Source organism: Herbidospora sp. NBRC 101105 (assembly GCF_030269205.1).
In the GTDB taxonomy this organism is placed as follows: domain Bacteria; phylum Actinomycetota; class Actinomycetes; order Streptosporangiales; family Streptosporangiaceae; genus Herbidospora; species Herbidospora solisilvae.
Genome location: NZ_BSSX01000009.1, coordinates 448,551 through 472,877, shown reverse-complemented (window position 1 = coordinate 472,877; position 24,327 = coordinate 448,551). Strand labels below are relative to the sequence as shown.

Genomic DNA, 24,327 nt, shown 5'->3' with positions numbered 1-24,327 from the left:
GGAGCGCCCCCGGAGGGCACGACGGGGGCCGCGCGGGGAGGTTTCAGACCCTTGAAGAAAGCGGCCGTCGCCGGTGCGCTCGCACTCGCCGCCGTCCTCAGCGCTCCGATGAGCGCGGGCGCGCACGCCGTCAGCCCCCAGCCGGCCGCCACGGCCTCGCCGACGCCGGTCCCCTCGCCTTCGCCGACCACGACGTCGACGTCCACGCCGCCGCCGGTCCAGGAGCGCAAGACGCTCGTGAAGTACGGCCGTCACGTGCGGCAGCGGATGGACGTCTACTGGCGCGCCGGCGACCCGCTCATCCGCCCGGTCGTGTTCATGATCCACGGCGGCTGGTGGTCGGGCGGCGACAAGGCCTACATGAAGGCGGTCACCCGCAGCTACTTCGACCTCGGCTACGTCGTGGTCAACGTCAACTACCGGCTGTCCGGCGACGCGCGGTGGCCGGCGCAGCGCGACGACGCCCTTGAGGCGATCGCGACCACCCGCCGCATGGCTTCGGAGTTCGGCCTCGACCCCAACCGCTACGCCGTCATCGGCTTCTCGGCCGGCGGCCACATCGCGGCCTCCGTGGGCACCTACGGCCACGGGCAACCCGGGTTACGTGCGGTCGTCGGCGTCTCGCCGGTGATCTCCCCGCTGACCGCCTACTCCGACGGCGGCCCCGGCGCCACCCACGAGCAGCGCAAGCTGAGGCAGGCGGCGGTGGCCCTGGCCGGGGGGTGCGGCCCCAACAAGTGCCCGCGCATCTGGTCGAGCATGGAGGTGCCCTTCCACGCCTCCTACGGCGACGCGCCGATGCTCAGCGTCCACTCGGCCCGCGAGTTCGTGCCGCCCTACCAGAGCGAACTGCTCCGCGAGTCGCTGGCGGTCTACGGGATCGACATGTCGGTCCGGGCCTACCCCGGGCGCAACCACAGTTCGCCCCTGTTCCGGGAGCCCGGCGTGGCCGAGACGATCCAGTCGTGGGTGATCGGACATCTGGCGTACTAGATGGGAAGATGAGCACCATCCGTTGTGTTGGCAATGACCGCCGACAGAAAGGGACGACAATGGCGCTCACGGTATACACCACCACGTGGTGTGGCCCCTGCAAGCGGCTCAAGAGCCAGCTGACCCGCGAAGGCATCGCTTACCAGGAGGTCGACGTCGAGGCCGATCCCCAGGCGGCGTCGTTCGTCGAAAGTGTCAACAAGGGCAACCGCGTCGTTCCGACGGTGGTGTTCCCCGACGGGACCTCGGCGACCAACCCTTCGGTGATCGAGGTCAAGCGTCGCCTGGAGACGATGGGCCAGTCGATATAGCAGTCCGCTGCCGACGGTCCCTACCTTGACCGGTAGGAGGAACCGATGCCCGTCCGAACGCTCGCCGTGATCGCGGCCGGAGGGGTCGCGGGCTCACTGCTCCGCTACGGGCTGGGGGTGCTCTTCCCGAGCGCCCCCGGATTCCCGTGGACGACCCTGTTCATCAACGTCACCGGATGCCTGCTGATCGGCGTCCTGATGGTGGCCGTCACCGAGATCTGGGCCGCCCCCTCCTGGGTACGCCCCCTCCTGGGGGTCGGGGTGCTGGGCGGCTACACCACCTTCTCCACCTACGTCGCCGACATCGGCCTGCTGGTCGCGGGCGACGCGCCCCGGGCGGCGCTGGCCTACCTGGTGGTGACGCCGCTGCTGGCGCTGGCCGCCGTGTGGGCGGGCACGGCCGCCACCCGGGCGGCGGCCCGGCGACTGGGGAGGCTGACATGACACCGGCGCTGCGGCTGACCATCTTCGTCGGCGAGTCCGACACCAGCCACCACAAGCCGCTCTACCACGAGATCGTGCACCGCGCCCACGCCGCCGGGCTGGCCGGGGCCAGCGTCTTCCGCGGCATCGAGGGCTACGGCGCGTCCGACCACATCCACACCACCCGCATCCTGTCGTTGTCGGAGGACCTGCCGGTGGCGATCGTCATCGTCGACGAGCCCGACCGGATCCGGGCGTTCCTGCCCGCGCTCGACGGGCTGATCGGCGAGGGCCTGGTCATGGTGGACGAGGTCGAGGTGCACCACTACGGCGGGCGGTCGCGGTGACCGGACTGCTGACCGCCCTGCTCGTGGCGGCGGGCGCGGCGATCGGGGCTCCCCTGCGTTACCTGACCGACCGGCTGATCCAGTCGCGGCACGACAGCGTGTTCCCGTGGGGGACGTTCGTAGTGAATCTGACAGGGTCGGCCCTGCTGGGTTTCCTGGTCGCCCTGCCCGCCGACGACGCGGTGCGGGCCCTGGCCGGAACGGGCTTCTGCGGCGCGCTGACGACGTATTCGACGTTCAGCTACGAGACCCTGCGCCTGGCCGAGGACGGCGCCCGGCTGGCGGCGGCGGCCAACGTGGTGGCGAGCATCGCGGGCGGCTTGGGGGCGGGCGCCTGCGGCATGCTGCTCGCCCGCGCCATCGGCGGATGACCCCACGACGGCCCGCGATCAGCGGGACGAGCACATCACCCTGCCCGCCCACGGGCAGCATGTCCGGGCGCGCCGTCTCCCGCGTGCTGCCGGAATCCGCTTTCTGCGCTCGTCGGCAGCACGGCGTCAGCGGCCCCAGTTGCCCTCGTCGTCGATCGCCGATCCGTACCAGGTCTCGATGAGCCTGCGGGCGATGGAGACGGGGGGCGGGACCCTGAGTTCGCCCTTCGCGACGGCCACGCGCAGTTCCTCCCGGGTGAACCAGCGGGCCTCGGCGATCTCCTTCGGGTCGAGGGTCAGGTCGCTGGAGAGGGCGCGGGCGAAGAAGCCCAGCATCAGGCTGCGGGGGAACGGCCAGGGCTGGCTGCCGAGGTAGCGGGGGTCGGCCACGCGTACCCCGACCTCCTCGAAGACCTCCCTGGCCAGCGCCGCTTCCAGGGACTCGCCCGGCTCGACGAAACCGGCCAGGACCGACATGCGGCCCTCGGGCCACTGGGGGCCGCGGGCCAGCAGGACGCGGTCGTCGGGGTCGCGGATCAGCATGATGACGGCGGGGTCGACGCGGGGGAAGTGCTGGGAGCCGTCGTTGGGGCAGACGCGCACGTGGCCGCCCTGGGTGACGGTGGTCTCGGCGCCGCACTGGGGGCAGAAGCGGTGGGTGGCGTGCCAGGCCTCCAGGGCCACGGCGTAGACGAACAGGCCGGCGTCGCGGTCGCCGAGGAGCGAACCGGCCTCGCGCAGCCCGGCGGAGTCGGCGTCGTCAGGGAGTTTGGCCGAGACGGAGAAGTAGGCCACGCCGTCGGCGACGCCGAGCAGGTGGCGCTGACCCTCGGGGGCCTCGGCGGGGGTCAGCAGGACGAGGTCGGCGTCGTCGCCCGACCGCTTGACCAGGGTCTGACCGTCGCTGATGACGAGGACGCGTGTGGACGGGTCGTGCCAGACCCGGTCGAGCCAGTCGGGGTCGTGGCGGAGCTGGGCGGAACGGTCGATGGTGCTGCGGCTGAGTAGCAGGGGCCCCAGGAGTCCCTCGGTGATGTCCACGGGGTTATTCTTTCATCGGCGCACGCAGACGCCCGTTCCCCACTAAGGTTCTAGAGGTTAGGTAAGCCTTACCTCAGGGGATGCACTTGCGGCTGTACCTCACCACGCTCAACCCCACCGACTCGGTCACGCGGGGTTTCCTGCCCGCCGCGAAGGCCCTCGGGTGGGAGGTCACCATCCTGACCGATCAACCGGAGGGCTATCCCGGGCACGAGACGATCGCGGCGGACGTACACGACCCGAGAGCCGTCATCGACGTCGTCGCCCGCCACCACCGGCCCGACGTGATCTTCTCCAACTCCGACCACCTCCAGGTCGAGACCGCCCTGGCCGCCGACTACTTCGGCCTGCCGGGCAAGGACTGGCGGGCCTGCCTGACCACCAAGAACAAGGCGCTCACCCGGCGCGCGCTCGGCGACGTGCGCTCGGCCCGGGTGGTGCCGGGCGAGCCGCCGCCCGAGGTCGGCTACCCCGTCGTGGTGAAACCGCGCGAGGGGGTGGCCAGCGAGGATGTCGTCCTGGTCCACGACGACCTCGCCGCGGCGGCACGGGACATCTGGACGCGACGCCCGGGGGCGGTGCTGGTCGCGGAGGAGTACCTCGAAGGGCCGCTGATGACCCTCGAAACGCTCGGCGACGGGGTCACGACCCGGGTGCTGGGCGGGTTCCACACCACGCTCGGCCCGCTGCCCCATTTCGTGGAGGAACGCCTCGACTGGTCGCCGGACCTCGCCGGCGCCGACGAGGTCCTCGCCCAGCTGAAGGCGCTGGGCGTCGGGTTCGGGGCCTGTCACACCGAATACGTCCTCACCGGGAAGGGCCCGCGCGTCGTCGAGGTCAACTACCGGGTCATCGGCGACAACTGCGACCTGCTGCTGGCCGACCACCTCGACGTGCCGCTGTTCGAGTGGATCCTGCGGGTGCACGCGGGCGAACCGGCACCCGAGCCGCCCCGGCCGGGCGGGCACGCGGCGGCGATCAGCGTGCTGGCCACCCGGTCCGGCACGATCATGAAGGCGCCCAAGGAGCTCACGGGCGCCCATGAGGACGTGCGGCTCTGGCACCTGCCGCTCAAGGAGGCCGGGCAGCCGGTCGCGGTGACCCACACCAACCGCGACTACCTGGCCCTGCTGCGGGCCGTCGGCCCCACCCGCGACGCCGTCGACACGGCCGCGAAGGCCTTCCTGGACGCCCACCCCTGGGTGGTCGCGTGACCAACGCCACGGCGGTGCGGGTGGGCCGCGACGGCTACCTGGCGGCGCGGGTGCTCAACGCCCTGATCAGAGAGGACGTCGGCGGGCTCGCCGGCCGGTTGAGCTGGGACAAGGCGGGCGCGTACGTGCCGCTGTCGGCCGCGCGGCGGGTGCGGCTGGCTCCCGGGTTCCCCTCGGGCGGCCTCGAAGGGCTCTTCCAGGACTTCACGGTGGCCCCAGGCGAGGCCGTGCGGCTGCGCGAGGTGCTGGCGACGCTGGCCAGGGTCGCCGACCCGGCCGACGCCGAAGGGGTGGCCGCCTTCACCGAGGAGTGCCGCCAGACGCTGGCCGGCCTGGAGCTGCTCGACCGCCACCGCGCCTCGGTCGAGGACCGGCTGCCCGAGCTGGGGCCGATCGGCTACGAGGTGCTGGCCGCGTTCAGCGACCATCCGGTCTATCCGACCGCCCGCTGCCGCCACGGGCTGACCGAGGAGCAGCTGCTCGCCTACGCGCCCGAGTTCGCGCCGAGGTTCACGCTGCGCTGGGCGGCCGTGCCGGGGGCCGGACCGGCCCCGGAGTTCTTCCCGTCGTTCGCCGCCGTCGGCCTGCCGCCCGGCCTGGCAGCCACCCACCGTCTGTTCCCGGTGCATCCGCTGTCGTTGCCGCAGGTGAACGCCGTGGTCGCGCCGCTCGACTTCCTGCCGGTACGCCCCACGTTGTCGATGCGCACGGTCGAGGTGTCACCCCGCACCCACCTGAAGATGCCGCTCGCCACGGCGACGCTCGGGGTGCGCAACCGGCGGTCGATCAAGCCGGGTGTGCTCGACGACGGCGCGCGGGCCGAACGGCTGCTCGGCGAGGTGCTCGACCGGCACCCCGGCCTGCGCGTGTGCCTGGCCGGGGAGCAGGAGTTCGCCCACTCGGGCAACGAGTTCCTGGCCTGGATGGTCCGGCGGCTGCCTGAGGGCGAGATCGTCTCGGTGGCGGCGCTCAACGCGCCCGGCGTCCTGGAGGCGCTGGCCGACCGGCACTACCGCGGCGACGTCGAGGCGCTGCTCACCGACTACCTGCGGGCGCTGCTGACCTGGAACGTCACCCTCTTCGTCCGGTACGGCGTCGCCCTGGAGGCGCACCAGCAGAACCTCGCGCTCGTCTTCGGCGACGGGCCGATGCGGCTGCTGGTCAAGGACAACGACGGGCTGCTGGCCTCCCCCGACCACCTGGCGGCGGCCGGGATCGAGGTGCCCGGTTTCGCCGACGAGCGCATGCTGACCGGCGATCCCCACGCGCTGGCCGACGTGTTCGTGACGATCACCCTGCACCTGGCCGCCGCCGCGGTGACGCTGCGGCCCGATCTGGTGCGGGCCGCGCTGGCCGAGGCCCTCGACGCGCACGGCGACCACCCGATGGCCCGGCTGCTGCGCAACCGCACGCTGGAGGCCGCCCGCCTGGTCGGCAAGAGCATGGTCACCGCCGGCAGCCTCGTCTCCAAGGCCAGGAGCGGTGCCAAGGACATCAACAAGTTCTACGGGACCAGCGGCCCCAACTACCTGCGAAAGGGGTCCTCCGGCCCATGAACACGAACGTCGCGGAGCACGCCACGGTCGCCGCCCTCCTCCGGTGCTGCATCCGCGAACTGCCCGGCCAGGCGTTCCCGGCCGGGCCGTACACGCTGGTGCGGGTCGGCGGGGTGTGGCTGCGGGCGAAGACCGCCGGAGGCACCGCCCTGCGCGTCTCCGAGCCGGAGCGGCTGACCGGTCCGGCCTGGGAGCCGCTGCGCTCGGCCGAGCTGGTCGAGCTCGTCGCGCGGGAGCTTCCCGGGGTGAACGGCGAGTTCGCGGCGCAGGTGGCCGGGAGCCGGGAGGTCGTCGAGCGGCTGCTGGCGGCCCGCGCCCAGGGCAAGCCGCCCGCCGACGAGTGGATGGCCTCCGAGCAGGACCTCGTGTTCGGGCATCCGTTCCATCCGGCCCCCAAGGCCCGGGAGGCGGCCAGGGGCGACTGGCTCGACTACGCGCCCGAGGCCTACGCCCGTTTCCCCCTGCGGCTGCTGGCGGTGCGCGACGACCTGGTCGTCGAGGAGGGCGACGTGAGCGCCCTCGACGGTATCCCGGCCGAGGTGCCGCCGGGATACCGGCTGCTGCCGGTCCACCCGTGGCAGTTCGAGCTGGTCCGGCCTCCGGTCGACGGCGACCGGCTGATCGACCTGGGCCCGGCCGAGCACGACGTGTTGCCGACGTCGTCGGTGCGGACCGTCTACGACCCGCTGCTCGACAAGTGCCTGAAGTTCTCCCTCGACGTGCGGATCACCAACTGCGTGCGGAAGAACGCCTGGTACGAACTGGCGGGCGGGGTCGAGTTGTCGCGGCGGCTGGCGCCGGTCTTCGCGGCCCTCACCGAGCGGTTCCCGGGCACCCGCTGGTTGCCCGAGCCCGGCTACCGGACCGTCGACCTGGGCCGGGAGTTGTTCGAAGGGCTCGGGGTGCTGGTGCGGTGCAGCCCGCGCGGCCGGTGCGGGCCCGACGTCACGCCGGTGCTGGCGGGGGCGCTGGCCCTGCGGGAGCTCGGGGGCGACGACCCCGTGGCGTGGTGGCGCTCGTACGTCGAGGTGGTCGCGCTGCCGGTGCTGGAGGCGTTCCTGCGGCACGGGGTGGTGCTGGAACCGCATCTGCAGAACGTGCTGGTCGGGCTGGACGCCGACGGGCGGCCCGTGCAGGCGGTGTTCCGCGACCTGGAGGGCGCCAAGCTGGTCGGGCACGACCTGGCCGGTGTTCCCGACGAGGTGGCGCGGGCGATGACGTACACGCCGGAGAAGGGCTGGGACCGGGTGGTCTACTGCCTGGTCGTGAACCATCTGGCCGAGATCGCGGCGTCCGTGGACGCGCCCCTGGAGACGTTGTGGGGCGTGGCGGCGGAGGAGATCGGCGCCTACGGCGACTCGATCGGGTGGCCCGAGCCGCTGGCCCGGCTGATGTCGGGGGTGCCGCTGCCCGCCAAGGCCAACCTGACCGTGCGGTGGGAGCGGCGGGCCGACCGGGCCGCGACCTACGTGCCGGTGGCGAACCCGCTGGTGGTCGCGTGACCGCCAGGCTCCGGGAGATCGCCGGGCGGCTGGGCGACGTGCCGGCCTACGTCTACGACCTCGCGGCGCTCGACGCCCACGCGGCCCGGATCCGCGCGGCCATGTCGGGGATCGAGGTCTACTACGCCGTCAAGGCCAACCCCGACCCGGCGATCCTGCGGACGCTGGAGCCCCACGTCGACGGGTTCGAGGTGTCGTCGGGCGGCGAGTTCGACCACGTCTCGGCGCTGTTCCCGGGTAAGCGGCTGGCGTTCGGCGGGCCGGGCAAGACCGCGTCCGACCTGACGCGGCGGCCCTACCGCTTCCACGTCGAGAGCCCCCGGGAGCTCGGCCTGCTGGAGCCGGCCGACGTGCTGCTGCGCATCAACCTCCGGGTCGAGGCGCAGGGCGCGGCGCTGGCGATGAGCGGGCCGTTCGGGATGGACCCGGCGATGGTGGCCGAGTGTCGCGCCCGGCCGGGCAGGGCCCGGATCAGGGGGATCCACGCCCACCTCGCCAGCGGCCTCGACGCCGCCACCCTCACGGGCCTGGCCAAGACGATCGCCGACCACGCCCTGCCGGGCGAGGAGGTGTGCGTCGGCGGCGGCATGGCGGTGGACTACAGCGATCCCGCGAACCTCTTCGACTGGGAGGCCTACGGAGCCGGTCTCCGCGGACTCGACAGAGAGGTCGTCAGGATCGAGCCCGGCCGGGCGATGACCGCCTACTGCGGCTGGTACCTGACCAAGGTCCTCGACGTGAAGCGCGTCCACAGAGAGCTGTTCGCGATCCTGACCGGCGGCACCCACCACCTGCGCACACCCGTCACCAAGGGCCACGACCAGCCCTTCACGGTCTTCGGCTCAGGCGGACCCGAGGAGGAGGTCACGCTCGTCGGCCAGCTCTGCACCCCGAAGGACGTCTTCGCCCGACGGGTCAGGGCCGCCCTCACCCCGGGAGACGTCGTCGCCTTCGCGATGGCCGGGGCCTACGCGTACAACATCTCCCACCACGACTTCCTGATGCACCCGAAACCGGAGTTCCACTACGTCTCGGGGATGCCGTAGATCAGCGCCGTCAGGTCGTCGAGGCCCATGAGGTCGACCGGCCGGACGGTGCGGTTCTCCAGCACGTAGTGGAAGGCCGCGCTCACCCGGTTCAGCGGCACCTCGGCCAGCTTCGCCCAGGCCAGCCGGTAGGCGGCGAGCTGGATGGCCTGGATGCGGGCGGCGGCCGACCCGCGCGGCCGGTTGCCGGTCTTCCAGTCGACCACGACGTAGCCGTCGTTCCAGGGGAACACGGCGTCCATCCGGCCGCGCACCAGGCGGTCGGCGATGACGGTCTCGAACGGGACCTCCAGGTCGATCGGGGTGCGCTCGGCCCACTCGCTCTCCTCGAAGCGCGCCTGGAGCACCCGGAGCTGCTGGTCGGCCTCGTTGAGGTCGTCGGCCGCGCCGGGCAGGTCGAGTTCGTCGATGAGGCGCTGCTGGCCCCACCGGGTCTCCAGCCAGCGGTGGAACGAGGTGCCCCGCCGGGCCAGCGGGGCGGGCTTGTGGGGCAGCGGGCGGCGGACCTCGCGGGCGTACGCGGACGGGTCCTTGGCCAGGGAGACCAGCGACGAGACCGACAGGCGCAGCGGCAGCTCCACGAGGTTGCCCTCGCGCCGCCGGTCGCGCTCGCGCAGCAGCAGCGTGGTGTCGCGCGCCCACGACTGCATCCGCTCCTGCTCCCACTGCCGCAGTTCGCCGACGCCCTCCTCGTCGAGCCCGTCGAGGGCCTCCCGGACGAACCTGGCCCCTTCGGCGATCCCGTCGCGGACCACCACGGACGGCCACGCCGCCTCGGCGGGCTCGGCCAGCAGCGGGTTCTCCACGGCGTCGTCGTCGGTCCAGACCGGGACCGACGAGGCGTGGTCGCGGACCTCCAGCAGGAACCGGGACGGCTCCAGCGGACGCGACGCCGACCCCCACCGGTAGCCCGACGCGATCAGCAGGTAGTGGGCCCGGGTCACCGCCACGTAGGCCAGCCGCCGCTCCTCGCGCAGGTCGCGCTCCCGGCAGGCGGCGTCGAAGTCGGCCAGCTCCTCCTTGGTCAGCCCTTCGAGGGCGGGCAGGTCGCGGGCGTCGCCCCGCAGCGCGTAGGGCAGTTTGCGCGGGTTGTCGGTCCAGCGGGAGTTGGTCACCGGCGTGGCCGGGAAGATGCTGCCCCGGGCCAGCCCACCGGCCGCCGTGGTGACCTCCGACAGGCCGGGCACGATCACGACGGGCCATTCGAGGCCCTTGGAGGCGTGCACGGTCATCAGCTTGACGCTGTTGGTCTCGCCGACCCGGCCGCCTTCGAGGCCGAACTCCTCGGTCTCGGCCGCCTTGAGATAGGCCAGGAACGCGCCGAGCGTCGGGTCTTCCGCGTCACCGGCGAACCGGGCCGCCGCGTCGAGGAAGGCGTCGAGGTCGGCGCGGGCGGCCAGCGGGCTGCCGCCCCGCGAGGCCACCTCGACGTCGAGGCCGGTCCGGCGCTCCACCTCGGAGATCAGGTCGGGCAGCGGCAGACCGGCGTGGGCGCGCAGCGCCCGCAGCTCCTCGGCCAGCTTCGGCAGCCGCTCGCGGGCCAGCGGTGAGTAGGGGTCGAGCCACTCGGGCCGGTCGGGCAGCTCGTCGAGGGCGTCGATGATGCTGCCGCGTTCGGCCTCCAGGTCGGCGACCACCTGGTCGAGTGGGTCGCTGGGGCGTCCGCCGCGTTCGTCGCGCTCGCGGTTGAGCTCCCTGGCCTGGTCGCCGAGTTGCTTCAGGTCGGCGGGGCCGATGCGCCAGCGCGGCCCGGCCAGCAGTCTGATCAGGGCGTCGCCGGCGGTGGGGTCGTACATGACCCGGAGCGTGGCGACGATGTCGGCCACCTCGGGCACGGTGAGGAGCCCGCCGAGCCCGACCACCTCGACCGGGATGCCGCGCGCCTCCAGCGCCTTGCGGAGCGTCGGGAACTGCGAGCGTTTGCGGGCCAGGATCGCCACGTCGCCCGGTTGCAGGGCCGGGCCCTGCCGGGGCTTGCTCCGCTCGCCCTCCCCCCACGGAAGGCCGTCGGGCGCGAGTTCCAGGCCCAGTTGCCTCTGTACGCCCTCCGCGATCCACTCGGCCTCGTCGTGCGCCGTGGCGTGGTAGGCGCACACCACCCTGCCCCGGTCGGCCCGGTTCTCCCCCGGCGTCAGCACCGGCACCTCGGCGCTCTCGCGGCGCAGGTCGGTCTGGATGCGGGCGGCGACGTCGAGCACCCGCTCGCCGTTGCGGAAGCTGATCGACAACTGCCGGACCGGCGCCGGCTCCCCCTGCGCGGTCGGGAAGTCGTGCGGGAACCGCGACAGGTTGCCCGCCGACGCGCCCCGCCAGCCGTAGATCGACTGGCACGGGTCGCCGACGGCCGTGACCGGATGCCCGCCCCGGAAGAGCGACCGCAGCAGCACGAGCTGGGCGTGGCTGGTGTCCTGGTATTCGTCGAGCAGCACCACGGTGAAGCGGGCCCGCTCGATCTCGCCGACCTCCTCGTGCCGGGAGGCGATGCGCGCGGCCAGCGCCATCTGGTCGCCGTAGTCGATCACCTCACGGGCCTGCTTGAGCTTCTGGTACGCCTCCACGAGCGGCAGCAACTGCTCCCGCACGGCGTGGGTCTGCACCGGCCGGCGCTGGGCCTGGGTGACCCGGCCCGGCAGCATCGCCAGCCGCTCGGACCAGCGCCTGCCGTGGTCGCGCACCTCGTCGGCGGTGGCCAGGTGTTCGGCCATCTCGCCGGCCAGGTCGAGCACCGCGGCGGTGACGCTCGGGGGGCCGAGGTCGATCTGGTCCATCGGGCCGTCGTACTGGCCGACGACGCGGGCCGCCATCTGCCAGGCGACGGCCGGGGTGACCAGGCGCATCGTCGGCTCCATGGCCTCCCGGAGGGCGTGGTCGGTGACCAGGCGGGCGGCGTAGGCGTGGTAGGTGGAGATCGTCGGCTCCACCTCCAGGTCCATCGGCGTCTCGGTCTTCTCGGCGAGCGTCGTCAGCCGCTTGTGCACCCGCTCGGCCAGCTCCGCCGCCGCCTTGCGGGTGAAGGTGAGGCCCAGGATCTGCTCGGGCTTGGCGAACCCGTTGGCGACCAGCCAGACGACCCGCCCCGCCATGGTCTCGGACTTGCCCGACCCGGCTCCGGCGATGACGACCATCGGCCCGAGGTCGGCCGAGATCACTCCGGCCTGCTCGTGCGTGGGCGGTGGCACACCCAGCGTCGCCGCCAGGTCGAACTGGCTCAGCACACCTGGCCCCCGCCGTCGTTCACCGGGCACGAGAACCGGGCCGCGCAGGTGCGGCACCCGTCGTTGACCTTGGCGACGAACAGGTTGGCCGACATGCCGGCCGCGACCGTGGTGACCAGATCCTGGGCCCACTCGGGATTCACGTCGTCGGCGAGCGGAATTTGCGCCTGCTCCTTGGCCAGCGGGCCGGTCCCGGCGGCCTTGCCGACCTGGAGCAGCGCGGCTCCCCCGGGCTCGGTCATGCCGTGGCGCTCGAACGCGCCCAGGACGGTCGCGAGCTGGTAGACGCCGAGCTGCGGGTGGCGGTCGAGCTCGTCGTCGCGCGGCTTGGCGGTGCCGGTCTTGATGTCGATGATCACGGCCCGGTTGTCGCCGTCGCGCTCCACCCGGTCGACCCGGCCCTTGATGACGATCCCGTCGGAGACCACCTGGGTGAACGACTCCTCGAACCCGACCAGCTCACGCGGGTTCTCCCGGTGCCAGGTGAGGAAGCGGTCGACCATCTTCTCGGCCACGGCGCGCTGCTTGCGGTTGAACCAGATGCCGCCGAAGTCGAGGTCGTCCCACACGTCGTCGAGCCGTTTGGCCAGCTCGTCGGTGGTGTGCTCCTCGGCCGCGAGCACGGCGATGGCGTGGATGACGTTGCCGAAGACCTGGGGGACGCTCTCGCCGCCCGTGCCGACCGCGGTCTCCAGCACCCACCGCAGACCGCACTTGGTGAACTTCTCCACCGCCGACGGCGAGATCTGCACCACCCCGTCGGGCCAGGCGAGCGGGCGGTCGTCGGAGATCTCGGTGAGGGCGTACCACGACGACGGGTCGGCCCCCGGCACGCCCTCGTCGGCCAGCCGGGCCAGATGGCGGGCGGCGGCGCGGCGCATCGGCTCGGGTCGGGTCGGGTCGCAGACGGCGGCGCGCAGGTCGGCCACCAGGGCGGGCATGCTCAGCCAGCGGGCCCGGTCGTCGACGGTCGCGTTCTCCAGGCCGCCCGGGACCAGCTCGTTCAGGAACCGCGAGGGGCGCTCGTCGGCGTCCTCGCCGCCGACCGCCGTCACCACCAGCCGGCGGCGGGGGCGGGTGGCGGCGACGTAGAACAACCGCCGCTCCTCGGCCAGCATCTTCGAGCCGAGCGCGTACCTCTCGGCGTCGGTGCCGTCGAGCGCGATCCCGCCCGCCACCTCGACCAGCGACTCGACCCCGAGCAGCGACCCCCGCACCCGCAGGTCGGGCCAGACGCCCTCCTGCACGCCGGCGGCCACCACCACGTCCCATTCGAGGCCCTTGGCGCGGTGGGCGGTCAGGATGCGCACCGCCTCGCCGTCGGGCGCCTGGGCGGCCAGCGAGTCGGCCGGGATCTCCTGGGCCATCAGGTCGTCGACGAACACCTCCACACCGGCCTGCGGCAAGCGGTCGACGAACTTGGCGGCGTAGTCGAACAGGTTCACCACCGCGTCGAGGTCGCGGTCGGCCTGGCCGCCGCGTGCCCCGCCGCCGAGGCTCGAATGGGTCCAGCGCTCCGACAGGCCGCTGGCCTTCCAGACCTCCCACAGGGCGTCTTCGGCGGTCAGGTTCTTCGCCACCGTCTGCCGCGCCGTGGCGAGCAGGGTGGCCAGCCGCTGGGCGGGCGCGGCGACGTGGGGTTCGAGCAGCGTCAGCTCGTTGGGGCTCTGCACCGCCGCCACGATCAGCTCGTCGCTCGACCGGGGCGGCACGATCCCCGCCTCGTGCTCGGCGATCCGCAACCCGCGCCGCAGGCGGCGTACACCGATCATGTCGGTGCCCCCCAGCGGGCCGGTCAGCAGCTCCTCGGCGGTGGCCACGTCGAGCGACTCGGGCCGCGCCGCCGCCTTGAGCAGCAGGATGAGCGGCCGCACCCCCGGCTCGGTGATCAGCGGCCCCTCGTCGCCCGTCACGACCACCGGCACCCCGGCGGTGTGCAGCGCCCGCCGCAACATCGGCACCTGCCGGGTCGCGCTGCGCACCAGCACCGCCATCCGCTGCCACGGCACGCCGTCGAGCAGGTGCGCCCGCCGCAGCGTGTCGGCGACCACGGCCGCCTCCTGCGACACGCTGTCGGCGATCACCACCCGGACCTCGCCCGGCTCCAGCCCGTCGACGGCGTGCAGGTCGCGGTGGGAGGTGTCGCGCCAGCCCGGAGGCACCGGCAACCGGCCCGCGATCCGGCGCGAGGCGGCCAGCAGGTCCTCACCCATGCGGCGGCAGGTGCGCAGCGCCACGACCGGCGCCGCCGCGTCGTCGGTGGTCCGGAACCGTTCGGAGAAGTCGAGGATGTTCCGCACCTCGGCGCCGCGGAACCCGTAGATCGCCTGGTCGGGGTCGCCCACCACGATCAGGTCGCGCCCGTCTCCGGCCAGCCCGCGCAGCAGCTGCTCCTGAGCCGGGTCGGTGTCCTGGTACTCGTCGACGAACACCACGTCGTAGGCCGCGCGTTCGCGGTCCCTGACCGGCCCGTCGGACAGCAGCGCCGCCGCCTCGCGGATCAGCTCGGCGTAGTCGAGCGTCCAGATCGGATCGAGGTCGAACCGCTCCTGGTAACGGGCCGCGAACCGCCCCACCGCCACCCAGTCGGACCGCCCGTGGGTGTGCCCCAGCTCGACCAGCGCGGGCCCGTCGAGCCCCCGCTCCCGCGCACGGGCCAGGAAGTCGCGCACCTCCTCGGCGAACCCCCGCGTCTTGAGCCACTCGCGCATCGCCTCGGGCCACTGCCGGGCCCCGTCCTCCAGCTCGCCGTGCAGCAGCCGCCGCACTTCGAGCAGCTGCTCAGGCCCCGTGAGCAGCCGGGGCGGCGGCTGACCCGCTTCCAGCGCCTCACGGCGCAGCAGCGCGTAGGCGTAGCTGTGGAAGGTCAGCGCGAGGGGCGTGCGGGTGGTGCGGCGCAGCCGGGCGGTGACGCGGTCACGCAGCTCCCCGGCGGCCCGGCGGCTGAAGGTGAGGACCAGGACACGCTCGGGGTCGACGCCGCGCGCCTCGACCCGGTCGACGACGCTCTCGACTATGGTGGTCGTCTTCCCGGCCCCGGGACCCGCCAGAACCAGCAGCGGCCCGCTCTCATGGGCCACCACAGCCCGCTGATGCTCGTCGAGCACAGGACCGGGCCCACGCCCCACGCCCCCGCGCCGCACCAGCCGATAGCTCATAACGCTCTATTGCACCAGATCATGGCCATGCAATGCGCGGCGAACGGTGGTAGTCGACCTCCCATCGGTCCCAGACGGTCGCCATCGGGGCCAGGCGGGCCGCGAAGGCGTCGAACGAGCGCTGGGACTGCGGGGTCCAGGCGACCTCCGCGATGGCCGGGAGGCGGGGGAAGGTCAGGAGTTCGACGTCGTTCATCGTGACGACGGTCTCGGTCCACAGGGCCATCTCGACGCCCTCGATGCGGTCGTCGCCGATCCCGTCGATCAGGGTGGCCGGGTCCCAGTCGTAGGCGTCGTCGACCTCGGTCGTGCCGGCCCAGGTCTGGCCGATGCGGGTGGTGTCGTCGTACTTCATGTCGAGGTAGACGCGGCTGGCCGGGGACATGATGACCTTCGCGCCCCGGGCGACCGCGCGTTCGACGTCTTCCGGGCCGCCGTTGGTCTGCCAGTACTGGACCAGCGCGTTCGGCGGCAGGGCGGTCGCGCCGGCCTCCTGCCAGCCGACGACCTCCTTGCCGTTGGCGGTCACGGCCTGGGCGGCGAGTTCCACGATCTGGGCGTACTCGCGCTCGCTCAGCTTCTCGACCTCGTCGCCGCCGATGTGCAGGTGGCGGCCGGGGGTGAGGGCGGCGAGCTCCGTCAGGACGTCGGTCAGGAACCGGGCGGTCTCCGGTTTGCCGGGGCAGAGGGCCGAGAAGCCGACCTTGATGCCCGTGTACGGTTCGGGCGCCACCCCGTCGCAGGTGAGCTCCGGGTGGGCGGCCAGGGCGGCGTTGGTGTGGCCGGGCACGTCGACCTCGGGCACGACGCGGACGAACCGCTCCTGGGCGTACCGGACGATCTCGCGGTAGTCGGCGGCCGTGTAGAAGCCGCCGGGGCCGCCGCCCACCTCGGTGGAGGCGCCGACCGTGGTCAGGTTGGGCCAGCCGGGGACGGCGATGCGCCAGCCCTGGTCGTCGGTGAGGTGCAGGTGGAGCACGTTCAGCTTGTAGGCCGCCATCAGGTCGACGAACCGCTTCACGTCGGCGACCGGGCGGAAGTGGCGGGCGACGTCGAGCATCGCGCCGCGCCACGCGTAGCGGGGGCGGTCGCTGATCCGCACGCCGGGCAGCACCCGTTCGCGGGCGAGCTGGCGGAAGGTCTGCGCGCCCCGGAACAGTCCCTCGGGGGTGGCCGCGCTGATGCGGGCGCCGTCGGGGCCGACGGTGAGCTCGTAGCCCTCGGCCCCGGCCTCGGGGGCGTCGAGGTCGAGCCTGATCCGGCCCGCGGGGCCGGTGGTGAGCTCCAGGCCGGTGTCGGTTCTGACGCCACTGACGAGCTGGGCGGCGACCGCCGGCTCCTCGGAGGTGACCGTGTCGCCGGGTTCGAGCGTGAAGCCCTGCTCCAGGCGGGTGACCGAGGCGGGGTAGGGCACGAGGGAGAGCTGAAGGGGTTCCGCCGGAGTCCCCGGAGCACACGACGTCACCAGCATCACCAGTCCCAACGAAAGCCGCCGCCACACGACCCTCATTGGATCACGTGACGGCGGCAATAGGAAAGTTTCTTTAACGTTATCCGGTGAAGACGTGGTCGACCAGGCGGGCGGTGGCCTTACCGGAGTCGTGCGGGGCGTACGTCCGGGCGAAGGCCGCGTAGCGATCGGCGAGCCGGACCGAGACCGAGTCGATGGTGCGCAGCACCTCGACCACCTCGGCCGAGCTGGCCAGGCGCGGGCCGGGCCGCTGGGCCTCCAGGTCGAGGTAGAGGCCCCGGTTGGTCTTGTACTTGTCGATGTCGGGCGTGAACAACACGATCGGCCGCCCGGTGGCGACGAAGTCGAACATGCTGGAGGAGTAGTCGGTGACCAGCACGTCGGCGATGACCAGCAGGTCGGCCATGTCGGGGTAGGTCGTGACGTCGATCGCGAACCCGCCGAACGACTGGACGTGCGGGAACGCCTGCATCATGTGCCCGCGGACCAGCACCACGTGGTCGTCGCCCAGCGCCCGCTGCGCGTCGGCCAGGTCGAGCTTGACGGCCGCGTTGCGGCGGTCCCAGTCGCGGAAGGTGGGGGCGTACAGGACGACCCGCTTGCCCTCCGGGATGCCCAGCCGTCGGCGGATGGCCGGGGCCAGCGCGTCGCGGTGGAACAGCACGTCGTTGCGCGGGTTGCCGCACTCCAGCAGTTCGCCCTCGTAGCCGAACGCCTTGCGCAGCACGCCGGACGCCCACGGCGACTGGGAGATCAGCAGGTCCCACTGACGGACCTCGGTGGTCTGCCGGGCGTACACCGGCGGGCGCGGCTCGCGCCGCATGTGGGGCAGGTCGCGGCCGATGTGCTTGACCGGGGTGCCGTGCCAGGTCTGGACGTAGACCTGGTCGTCGCGGGCCCGGAACCACGGCGGCAGGAACTGGTTGGCCACGATGTAGCGGGCGCGGGCCAGGGCCTCGTAGTGCTCCCGGCTGCCCTCCCGCACGACCGTCGGCACGATGCCCTCGCCGAGCCCGAGCTCCGCCGAGCCCGGGGGCACGAAGGCGCCGTCGCGGACGACCCAGATGTGCTCGCCCTCGTCGCCCCGGCGCACCCGCTCCTCGTAGATGGCGCGCGGGTTGTCGGAGTAGGACCGGCCGTCGAAGGAGGCGTAGACGGTGGCCTGGCGGATCGGCTTGGCCTTCTCGGCCGGGTAGAAGGTGCGGCTGAGCGCCCACACCCCGGCCGCGCTGCGCTCGTCGCCGGGCCGCTCCTCGGCCGCCACCAGGACGGGCACGTCGTAGCGGGTGGCCACGAACCGGTAGACGCGGCCGCCGACCGTGCGCTGCTCCTCGTCGATGGTGTCGAGGGCGGCGTGGTCGACCCGGACGGGGACCATCGCGGGGCCGTACTTGCCGGGCGGGGCGACCGACATGGTCCAGGTGCCCTCGACCAGCGGGGTGGTGTCGCCGAAGCGGGCCATCGCGCCGGGCGCGAACTCCACCGTGAAGGCGGTGCCCTCGCGGCGCAGCGGCACCCGGTAGGTCAGCCCGCCCCGGTGCCGCAGCACCAGATCGCGCTCGCCGGTCTCGGCGGGGTAGTCGCCCTCCAGCGTGAGGACGCCGTCGCGCCAGGCCATCGCCTTGATGACGGGCAGCACCTTGTGGCCGGAGATGACCACGCGGTCGCGCCGGTCGCCCTGGACGGTGATCTCGCGGTCGCCCAGCAGCAGCCGGGTCTCCGGAGTGCCCTCCAGCATGACCGAGGCCGCCGGGTCGCCCTTGGGCTCGACCCAGAGCCGCCGCGCGTCGGCGGTCAGCAGGGTCTGCACGCTCAGCGAGAGCGAGAAGACGCTGCCGCCCTCGGCGGGGGTGAACTCGGCCGGCATGCGGTGGCCGCCGACGCGGGCCTTGCCCTTGCTGACGGGACGTCCCGGCAGGAAGCCGGTCAGCTCGATCTGCTCGCCGTCGAGCTTGACGCCGGTCAGCTCGGCCCGGGTGGGCTGGAGCACGACCTGGAGCGCCTTGTCGGAGGTCCAGACGGGCCGCACCCACCAGCGGTCGCGGGTCCTGAGCCCGGCGGGCCGCTCGACCCGGCCGATCGACGGGCCGCGCAGCACGCCCTTGGCGCGGGCGGCGCGCGACCAGATCACGATCTCGGCCCGCCAGGTGGTGGTGTCCTGGACGGTGTGCCGCCGCTTGAGCATGCGCTTGCCGCCGCGGACCAGCGCCCGCACGCCGGCGCGCCAGCGCAGCGAGAACGGGTTGAGCTCGGCCTGGAAGCCGGCCCAGTCGTAGTTGCAGCCGGGCTCGCGGGCGTCGTGGGTGGCCTCGGGCCGGAAGACCCGGGTGGTCTTGAGGGTGACGGGCGGCAGCCAGCGCGGACCGCGCAGGACCACCGTCGCCCGGTTGAAGCGCCGCGACCGCACCGACAGGCCGGCCAGATAGGCGTGGCCGGTGATGCGGAGCTTGCCGCCCTCCCAGGTGATGTCGTCGATCTGGGTGACCGGCACCATGTCGGCGGGGCGCAGGCGCAGCAGCGACTGGTCGGGGACCTCCACGGGGAGGTCGGCGTACCAGCGCAGGCCCTTGCGGACGCGGCGGGACGGCTCGGCGGCCGCGGCGGCCAGCTTGGCCAGCGCGTCGCCGTCGGCCAGCGTCTTGGTGTCGGAGGTCTCGACCAGGTGGAAGGCCACCCGGCGGCCGACCGGCAGGTCGCGCTTGACCTTCGGGTCGACGGTGGCCAGATAGGGGCGCAGCACCTCGATGGCCTGGGCCCTGCGGGCGGGCCCGCGCTTGGCGGCGGCGTCGAGCCGGGCGCCCAGGCAACCGGCCAGCACCTCGGCGTCGAGCCGGGCACGTTCGGCGCTGCTCAGACCCTCTGCGCGGATGAGCTCCACCAGGGCGTCGAGTGGCTCGCCCCGGTCATAGAGCTCCTGGACAGCCCGCAGTCGATCGGCGACGGAATCGCCCTGGCGAGCGGGTGTCATAAGGGGGCACCACCCTTCGGATGACCGGTGTTTCAGAAATGGTAATACCGGTTAAAGGGGGATTCCGTCCCATCGTGCCTCACGCATCAATGCGCGTTCCCCTTTCACCGGTGTTCCTTCCGTACGCCACCTGCGGAGACATTCGGCCTCCAGCCCCGGCGGCGGGCTCCCATCGGTTCTGATCACGCGCCACCACGGGACGCCTCCGCCCCATGTGGCCATCACCCGCCCCACCTGCCGGGGCCCGCCTTCACCGAGATATTCGGCCACGTCGCCGTAGGACATGACCTTCCCGGGCGGGATCCGGTCGACCAGGTCGAGGACCCGGTCGGCGAAAGGGGGCGGGTGTCCGTTCATTGGCTCCAGCTCGTCGGTCCGGCGTAGAGGAGGTCCTCCAGCTTGCCGAATTCGATGTCGCCCTGTTCCAGAATTCCGTCGCGGACGCCGTAGACCTCGCCGTCCTCACCGACCAGTCGCCCGCCCAGCAACTCGGCGACGCGCGCCAGATGGGCGAGGTGCCAGTCGGATTCCGGCGAGCCGAACAACCGGCCCGACCATTCGGCCACCCGGTGGCCGTCGTCGCCATGCCGCGCGACGACCTCTCCCGCCTCGGCCGATCCGCGCACCTCTAGGTCGGAATGGCCCGACAGCGCCCGGACGAGTTCGGCGTAGGCGAGCGCTGATTCACGCTCGACGCGCAGCTCGTAACCCATGAGGCGCGACGATAGCGAACCTTTGCCCCTTGTTGTGATGAGAAAGGGCAAGTTTCCCTCTAAGTCGTCATCTCCTTCTGCGGGCCAGCAGTCCCGCGAGAAGGCCGAAGGCGGCCAGGCTCAGCACGGCCACCGTGCCGAAGACCCACAACCGGAGCGGGTCGGGGCCGGGCGGTCGCGGGCCGTCGGACTTGGGGCCCCCGCCGAAGTGGAGGTCACCGGCGACCGGCACGGCCTCCTGGTATCTCGCCAGCTCACCGGCCCGGCTCAGCGCCCTGCCCGCGTTCACCACGCCGAAGCCGACCTTGTCGTCGTAGCCGTTGCCGGGGTGGGGCCCGGCCGAGTCGGACATCGACCGGGCGACCAGTTCGGCGGGCAGCCGGGGGTATTCGGCCCGGATCAACGCGGCCACCCCGCCCACGAGGGCGCTCGCCGCCTGAGTGCCGTTCACGGCCAGCTGCCGGCCGCCCACGCGGCCCGCCGGGATGCGCACGCCCGGGGCGGCGACCAGGACCGAGAGGTTGTCGGAGCTGCCCGGGGCGCGCACGCCCGCGTCGTCGACGGCGGCCACCCCGATCACGCCGGGGAACCCGGCGGGGAACTGCCAGTAGGAGGTGCCGTTGGCCGTGGACGAGGGCCACTGGCCGATGTCGCCCGCCCCCGAGACGATCACCACGTCGCGCTGGAGGGCGTAGGCGACCGCGTCGCGCTCGACCCGGCCGACGCCGAAGATGCCCATCGGCACCACGATCACCTGGGCGCCGTGGTTGACGGCGTAGCGCACGCCGCGCGCGATCGGGCTGTCGAGCGGGGTGCCCTGCGCGTCTTCGGGGTCGACCAGCCCGCCTTCGAGGGGCATCGAGGTGATCGGCACCGACAACACCGTGGCCTCGGGCGCGGTGCCCTGCCCGCCGCCGCCGGTCCCGTTCCCGGCGACCAGCCCGGCCAGGACGGTCGAGTAGTCGTTGGTGCGCATCTCGTCGCCCTCGAAGAACGTTCCCGTCATGTCGGGGGCCTGGACGACGCGGCCCTTCAGCTCGGCCGGTTCGCCGACGCGGTCGTGGAGCAGCGCCACGGTCACCCCGGCGCCCTTCGTCTTGGCCCAGGCCGCGTCGACGCCGAGGTCGTCGAGGGGGGGCGGGGCCGCCGCGACGGCCAGCAGCGCGGCCACCGCCAGGGCGGCCGCCCTCAGCACTCGTTCCCCTGGGTGCAGCGCGGCACCTCGGGCTCCTCGCCCAGCGACCGGGCCACCCGGCCGCCGAGGGCCTGCGCGGTCGGCCACAGCTCGCTGTGCAACAACTCCTCCTGCGGGATCGCGTCACGGGTGCGTCCGTCGGTGTACCCGGCGGTGTAGAAGACGATGTACGGCCCCACCCCGACCCAGCCCGACCGCTGCCGCTGGGCCGCGCCGAACAGGTCGGTCACGGTGCCCGGGAAGGCCACCGGCCGCACCCCGACCCGGTCGTCGATCGGCAGTTTGGCGGCGGCGGAGGTGCGGGCGTCCTCGTCGGCCATGACGGCCACGCCGATGGTGATCGCGAAGGCGCCCGACTGGTCGACGTAGGTCGCCCGGAGCAGCGACCGGCACGACACCTCGCGGAAGACCGAGGCGACCGAGCGGTCGACCCCCGCCCAGCAGGGGATCTCGGGCGCGATGCCGACCCGGCGGGCGAACTGCTGCGAACGGGCCAGGCCGACGTATTCGAGCTCGTCGGGGAAGACCATGGACGCCGGCCAGTCGTGCCAGCGCCGCGCGACGTCCTCTTTCACGTAGTCGGCGCGTTCCTGGCCGGTCAGGGGCCGGGAACGGGTCTCCTGGACGATGCCGACGCCGGCGATCACCGCGTTGACGGCCGCCACCAGCACCGCGGCCGTCAGCAGGCTCGTGACGATGCCGCGGCGGCGGATGCCCTTCTCGAGCTCCCGCCGCTCCTCGGCCGCCTTGACGGCCGCCGCGCGCCCGCGCGTGGCCGGCCATGGGCGCACCCGCGTTCGCTGGGCTCGCGGCTGCTGTGGCGACATTCCTCAATGTTACGCCGAAGACTCCATACGCCAACGATTCGGTAGAGGTCTCCTAGGTGGCGATTTCTGGTGAAGCCTCCCTGCGCCGCGCCCTGCGGGCGCAGACGACGATCACCGCGACGCTGCCACCTGCCCCGATGAGCCCGGCGGCGCCCGCCGCGCCGTAGAGGGTGATCATCCGGCGGTCGCGCTGGACCATGGCGATCGGCTCGGGCGAGGCGGTGGAGAAGGGACGGTCGGGATCGTGGGCCTCCTTCCCGGAGGCCGTCGGTCTATGCCCGGCGAGCCGGGCGGCGGCGGCCAGCGCGCGGCCGGCGTTCACCACGCCGAAGCCGGTGCCGGTGTTGTAGCCGGCGCCCTTGGGGGCGACGGCGGAGCCGGCGAGTGCCTGGGCCACCAGCGCGGGCGACATCTTCGGATATTTCGCTTTTATCAAAGCGGCCACACCCGACACCAGAGCCGTCGCCTGCGACGTGCCCCGGCCGACCCAGTATTCGTCGCCGGGCCCGGCCCCCAGGATGTCGACCCCCGGCGCGGCCAGCATCACCGAGGCGTTGCGGGTGGAGAAGAAGGCCCTCTGCATCGTTCCGGTCACCGCCGCGACCGAGATCACCCCGGGCAGCGAGGCCGGGTAGGAGTAGTGGCCCCCGGTGTCCTCGGCGCCGTCGTTCCCGGCCGCCGCGACCAGCACCACGTTGTTCGAGATCGCGTACGCCACCGCCGCGCGGTCGTCCTCCGTCGCGGCGCCCTTGGCGATCGACAGGTTGATCACGTCGGCGCCCTCCTCGACGGCGTAGCGGATGCCCCTGGCCATCACGCCCTCGTAGCGCTCGTCCATGTTGAACGTCTTGAAGCCCGGCTCGTCGTCTTCGAGGATCACCCGGACCGACAGGATCCCGGCCTCCGGGGCGACCCCGATCACGCCGTCGCGCCCGCCGGGACCGTGGCCGTGCCCGGCGATGAGGGAGGCCATGTAGGTGCCGTGCAGCCGCTGGGGCCGCACGCCGGACGGATTGGCCCCCTTGGTGAAGTCGCGGCCCACCCGGACCGACCCGGCGAGGTCGCGGTGGCCGGGGTCGACGCCCGAGTCGAGCACGGCCACCAGGACGCCGTCGCCCTTGGTCTCGCGCCAGGCCCGCTCGATGCCGATCATGCCGAGCGCCCCGGTCTGCCCGCCCCGCACCCCGTCGGCGTAGGCGGGAACGGCGAGGAAGAGCAGCGGGAGCGCCGCCGCGAGGGCCCGGATCAGCACAGGAAGCCCTCCGACTCGCAGGTCGCCCGCGCGGGCACGACCAGACCGCGGGCGATCTGCTCCGACAACTCGTCGGTGAAGGTGAACATCGAGGTCAGCGGGCGGCCCAGGGCCTTGGCGGGGCGGCCGTCGGCCTGCCCGGCGGTGACCATCACGAGATAAGGGCCGGCCCGGTGGTAGGTGCCGTACTGGCGACCGGCGGCGGTGAACCGCTCGGTGGCGGTCTTGGCGAAGGTCAGGGGGCGCAGGCCCGGCGAGGGGCGGTGTTCGCGGGGCAGCGCGGTGGTGGCGGCCATCACGGCGGCGGAGTCGCGGAAGGCGGCCACCCCGATGGTGACCACGACGCCCTCGACGGCGTCGAGATAGGTGGCGCGGATGAGGCCGCGGCAGCCGGCCTCGTCCATGGGCGTACGAAGCGCGGCGTCGACGGCGCGCGCGCAGTCGGTCCCGGGGCCGATGCCGACCCGGCGCCCCACCTCACGGCCGCCCTGCTCGGAGGTGTAGGCGAGCCGTTCGGGGAAGATCTTGCCGGCCGGCCAGGTGCGCCAGCGGCGGGCCAGTTCCTCGGCCGCGGCGGCGCGGCGTTCCTGTTTGGTGGGGCCACGGGTCAGTTCGGTCATCGCCGAACTGACCCCCACCCCCGCGACGACCGCGCAGCTCACCGTGAGGGCCGACGCCACGACGAGCGCCGGCCAACTGCGTCTTTCCGTCACGGACCGACTGT

20 protein-coding genes are annotated in these 24,327 nt (G+C 73.0%); 9 read left to right on the top strand and 11 right to left on the bottom strand.

The genetic code is table 11. The features are described 5' to 3' along the window. The first annotated feature begins 51 nt into the window (after positions 1-51). From QSK34_RS34670 to crcB, 5 genes are read left to right on the top strand one after another with little or no spacing between them, the layout of a single operon-like run. Positions 52-993 (top strand): alpha/beta hydrolase, encoded by a 942-nt coding sequence (locus QSK34_RS34670; RefSeq protein ID WP_285590599.1) that lies wholly within the window; start codon positions 52-54, stop codon positions 991-993. Between the two features lie 59 nt (positions 994-1,052). Next, the gene (locus QSK34_RS34665; RefSeq protein WP_161484220.1) at positions 1,053-1,304 is read left to right on the top strand and encodes a mycoredoxin; all 252 of its coding nucleotides are present in this window, start codon (positions 1,053-1,055) and stop codon (positions 1,302-1,304) included. 45 nt (positions 1,305-1,349) lie between these two features. Continuing rightward, the gene (locus QSK34_RS34660) at positions 1,350-1,748 is read left to right on the top strand and encodes a fluoride efflux transporter FluC (RefSeq protein ID WP_285590596.1); all 399 of its coding nucleotides are present in this window, start codon (positions 1,350-1,352) and stop codon (positions 1,746-1,748) included. Then, positions 1,745-2,074: a DUF190 domain-containing protein gene (locus tag QSK34_RS34655; RefSeq protein ID WP_285590594.1), complete on the top strand. Its 330-nt coding sequence runs from the start codon at positions 1,745-1,747 to the stop codon at positions 2,072-2,074. Before QSK34_RS34660 ends, QSK34_RS34655 begins: the two co-directional genes overlap by 4 nt. Positions 2,075-2,082: 8 nt before the next feature. After that, positions 2,083-2,445, top strand: a complete 363-nt coding sequence (crcB, locus tag QSK34_RS34650) for a fluoride efflux transporter CrcB (protein ID WP_285590650.1) — start codon at positions 2,083-2,085, stop codon at positions 2,443-2,445. Between the two features lie 126 nt (positions 2,446-2,571). Here crcB and nudC read toward each other — a convergent pair whose 3' ends face one another. Continuing rightward, a complete protein-coding gene (gene nudC / locus QSK34_RS34645; protein WP_161484150.1) occupies positions 2,572-3,486 on the bottom strand; it encodes an NAD(+) diphosphatase in 915 nt (304 codons plus the stop codon). Between the two features lie 80 nt (positions 3,487-3,566). Here nudC and QSK34_RS34640 point away from each other — a divergent pair, with 80 nt between their 5' ends. Genes QSK34_RS34640 through QSK34_RS34625 form a run of 4 tightly spaced genes read left to right on the top strand, consistent with a single transcriptional unit; the run spans position 3,567 to position 8,804 of the window. Next, positions 3,567-4,700, top strand: coding sequence for an ATP-grasp domain-containing protein (locus tag QSK34_RS34640; protein ID WP_285590591.1), 1,134 nt, complete (start codon positions 3,567-3,569; stop codon positions 4,698-4,700). After that, a complete protein-coding gene (locus QSK34_RS34635; protein ID WP_285590589.1) occupies positions 4,697-6,256 on the top strand; it encodes an IucA/IucC family protein in 1,560 nt (519 codons plus the stop codon). Before QSK34_RS34640 ends, QSK34_RS34635 begins: the two co-directional genes overlap by 4 nt. Then, complete coding sequence (locus QSK34_RS34630; RefSeq protein WP_285590587.1) at positions 6,253-7,758, top strand: IucA/IucC family protein; 1,506 nt, start codon at positions 6,253-6,255, stop codon at positions 7,756-7,758. The genes QSK34_RS34635 and QSK34_RS34630 overlap by 4 nt, the downstream gene beginning before the upstream one ends. After that, a complete protein-coding gene (locus QSK34_RS34625; protein WP_285590585.1) occupies positions 7,755-8,804 on the top strand; it encodes a type III PLP-dependent enzyme domain-containing protein in 1,050 nt (349 codons plus the stop codon). Before QSK34_RS34630 ends, QSK34_RS34625 begins: the two co-directional genes overlap by 4 nt. Here QSK34_RS34625 and QSK34_RS34620 read toward each other — a convergent pair. The 10 genes from QSK34_RS34620 to QSK34_RS34575 form a co-directional block, all read right to left on the bottom strand. Further along, on the bottom strand, positions 8,783-12,019 hold the full coding sequence (locus tag QSK34_RS34620; protein WP_285590583.1) for an ATP-dependent helicase: 3,237 nt from the start codon (positions 12,017-12,019) through the stop codon (positions 8,783-8,785). The genes QSK34_RS34625 and QSK34_RS34620 overlap by 22 nt on opposite strands. Next, entirely contained in the window at positions 12,013-15,177 is a 3,165-nt protein-coding gene (locus tag QSK34_RS34615; RefSeq protein WP_285590581.1) for an ATP-dependent helicase, read from the bottom strand. The genes QSK34_RS34620 and QSK34_RS34615 overlap by 7 nt, the downstream gene beginning before the upstream one ends. Positions 15,178-15,196: 19 nt before the next feature. Continuing rightward, the gene (locus QSK34_RS34610) at positions 15,197-16,591 is read right to left on the bottom strand and encodes a beta-N-acetylhexosaminidase (RefSeq protein ID WP_285590580.1); all 1,395 of its coding nucleotides are present in this window, start codon (positions 16,589-16,591) and stop codon (positions 15,197-15,199) included. A 136-nt stretch (positions 16,592-16,727) separates the two neighbouring features. Then, complete coding sequence (locus tag QSK34_RS34605) at positions 16,728-19,616, bottom strand: CDP-glycerol glycerophosphotransferase family protein (RefSeq protein WP_285590577.1); 2,889 nt, start codon at positions 19,614-19,616, stop codon at positions 16,728-16,730. A gap of 51 nt (positions 19,617-19,667) precedes the next feature. Next, entirely contained in the window at positions 19,668-19,973 is a 306-nt protein-coding gene (locus QSK34_RS34600; RefSeq protein WP_161484158.1) for an MGMT family protein, read from the bottom strand. Next, complete coding sequence (locus QSK34_RS34595; RefSeq protein WP_062356077.1) at positions 19,970-20,329, bottom strand: hypothetical protein; 360 nt, start codon at positions 20,327-20,329, stop codon at positions 19,970-19,972. The genes QSK34_RS34600 and QSK34_RS34595 overlap by 4 nt, the downstream gene beginning before the upstream one ends. Before the next feature lie 67 nt (positions 20,330-20,396). Continuing rightward, entirely contained in the window at positions 20,397-21,524 is a 1,128-nt protein-coding gene (locus QSK34_RS34590; protein WP_285590573.1) for a S8 family serine peptidase, read from the bottom strand. Further along, positions 21,518-22,315 carry a hypothetical protein gene (locus tag QSK34_RS34585; protein ID WP_231515364.1) on the bottom strand — a complete coding sequence of 266 codons (798 nt, stop codon included), beginning with the start codon at positions 22,313-22,315 and terminating at the stop codon, positions 21,518-21,520. Before QSK34_RS34585 ends, QSK34_RS34590 begins: the two co-directional genes overlap by 7 nt. Positions 22,316-22,403: 88 nt before the next feature. Beyond that, positions 22,404-23,603 (bottom strand): S8 family serine peptidase, encoded by a 1,200-nt coding sequence (locus QSK34_RS34580; protein WP_285590571.1) that lies wholly within the window; start codon positions 23,601-23,603, stop codon positions 22,404-22,406. Beyond that, the gene (locus QSK34_RS34575) at positions 23,597-24,316 is read right to left on the bottom strand and encodes a hypothetical protein (protein WP_285590569.1); all 720 of its coding nucleotides are present in this window, start codon (positions 24,314-24,316) and stop codon (positions 23,597-23,599) included. Before QSK34_RS34575 ends, QSK34_RS34580 begins: the two co-directional genes overlap by 7 nt. Positions 24,317-24,327: the final 11 nt, after the last annotated feature.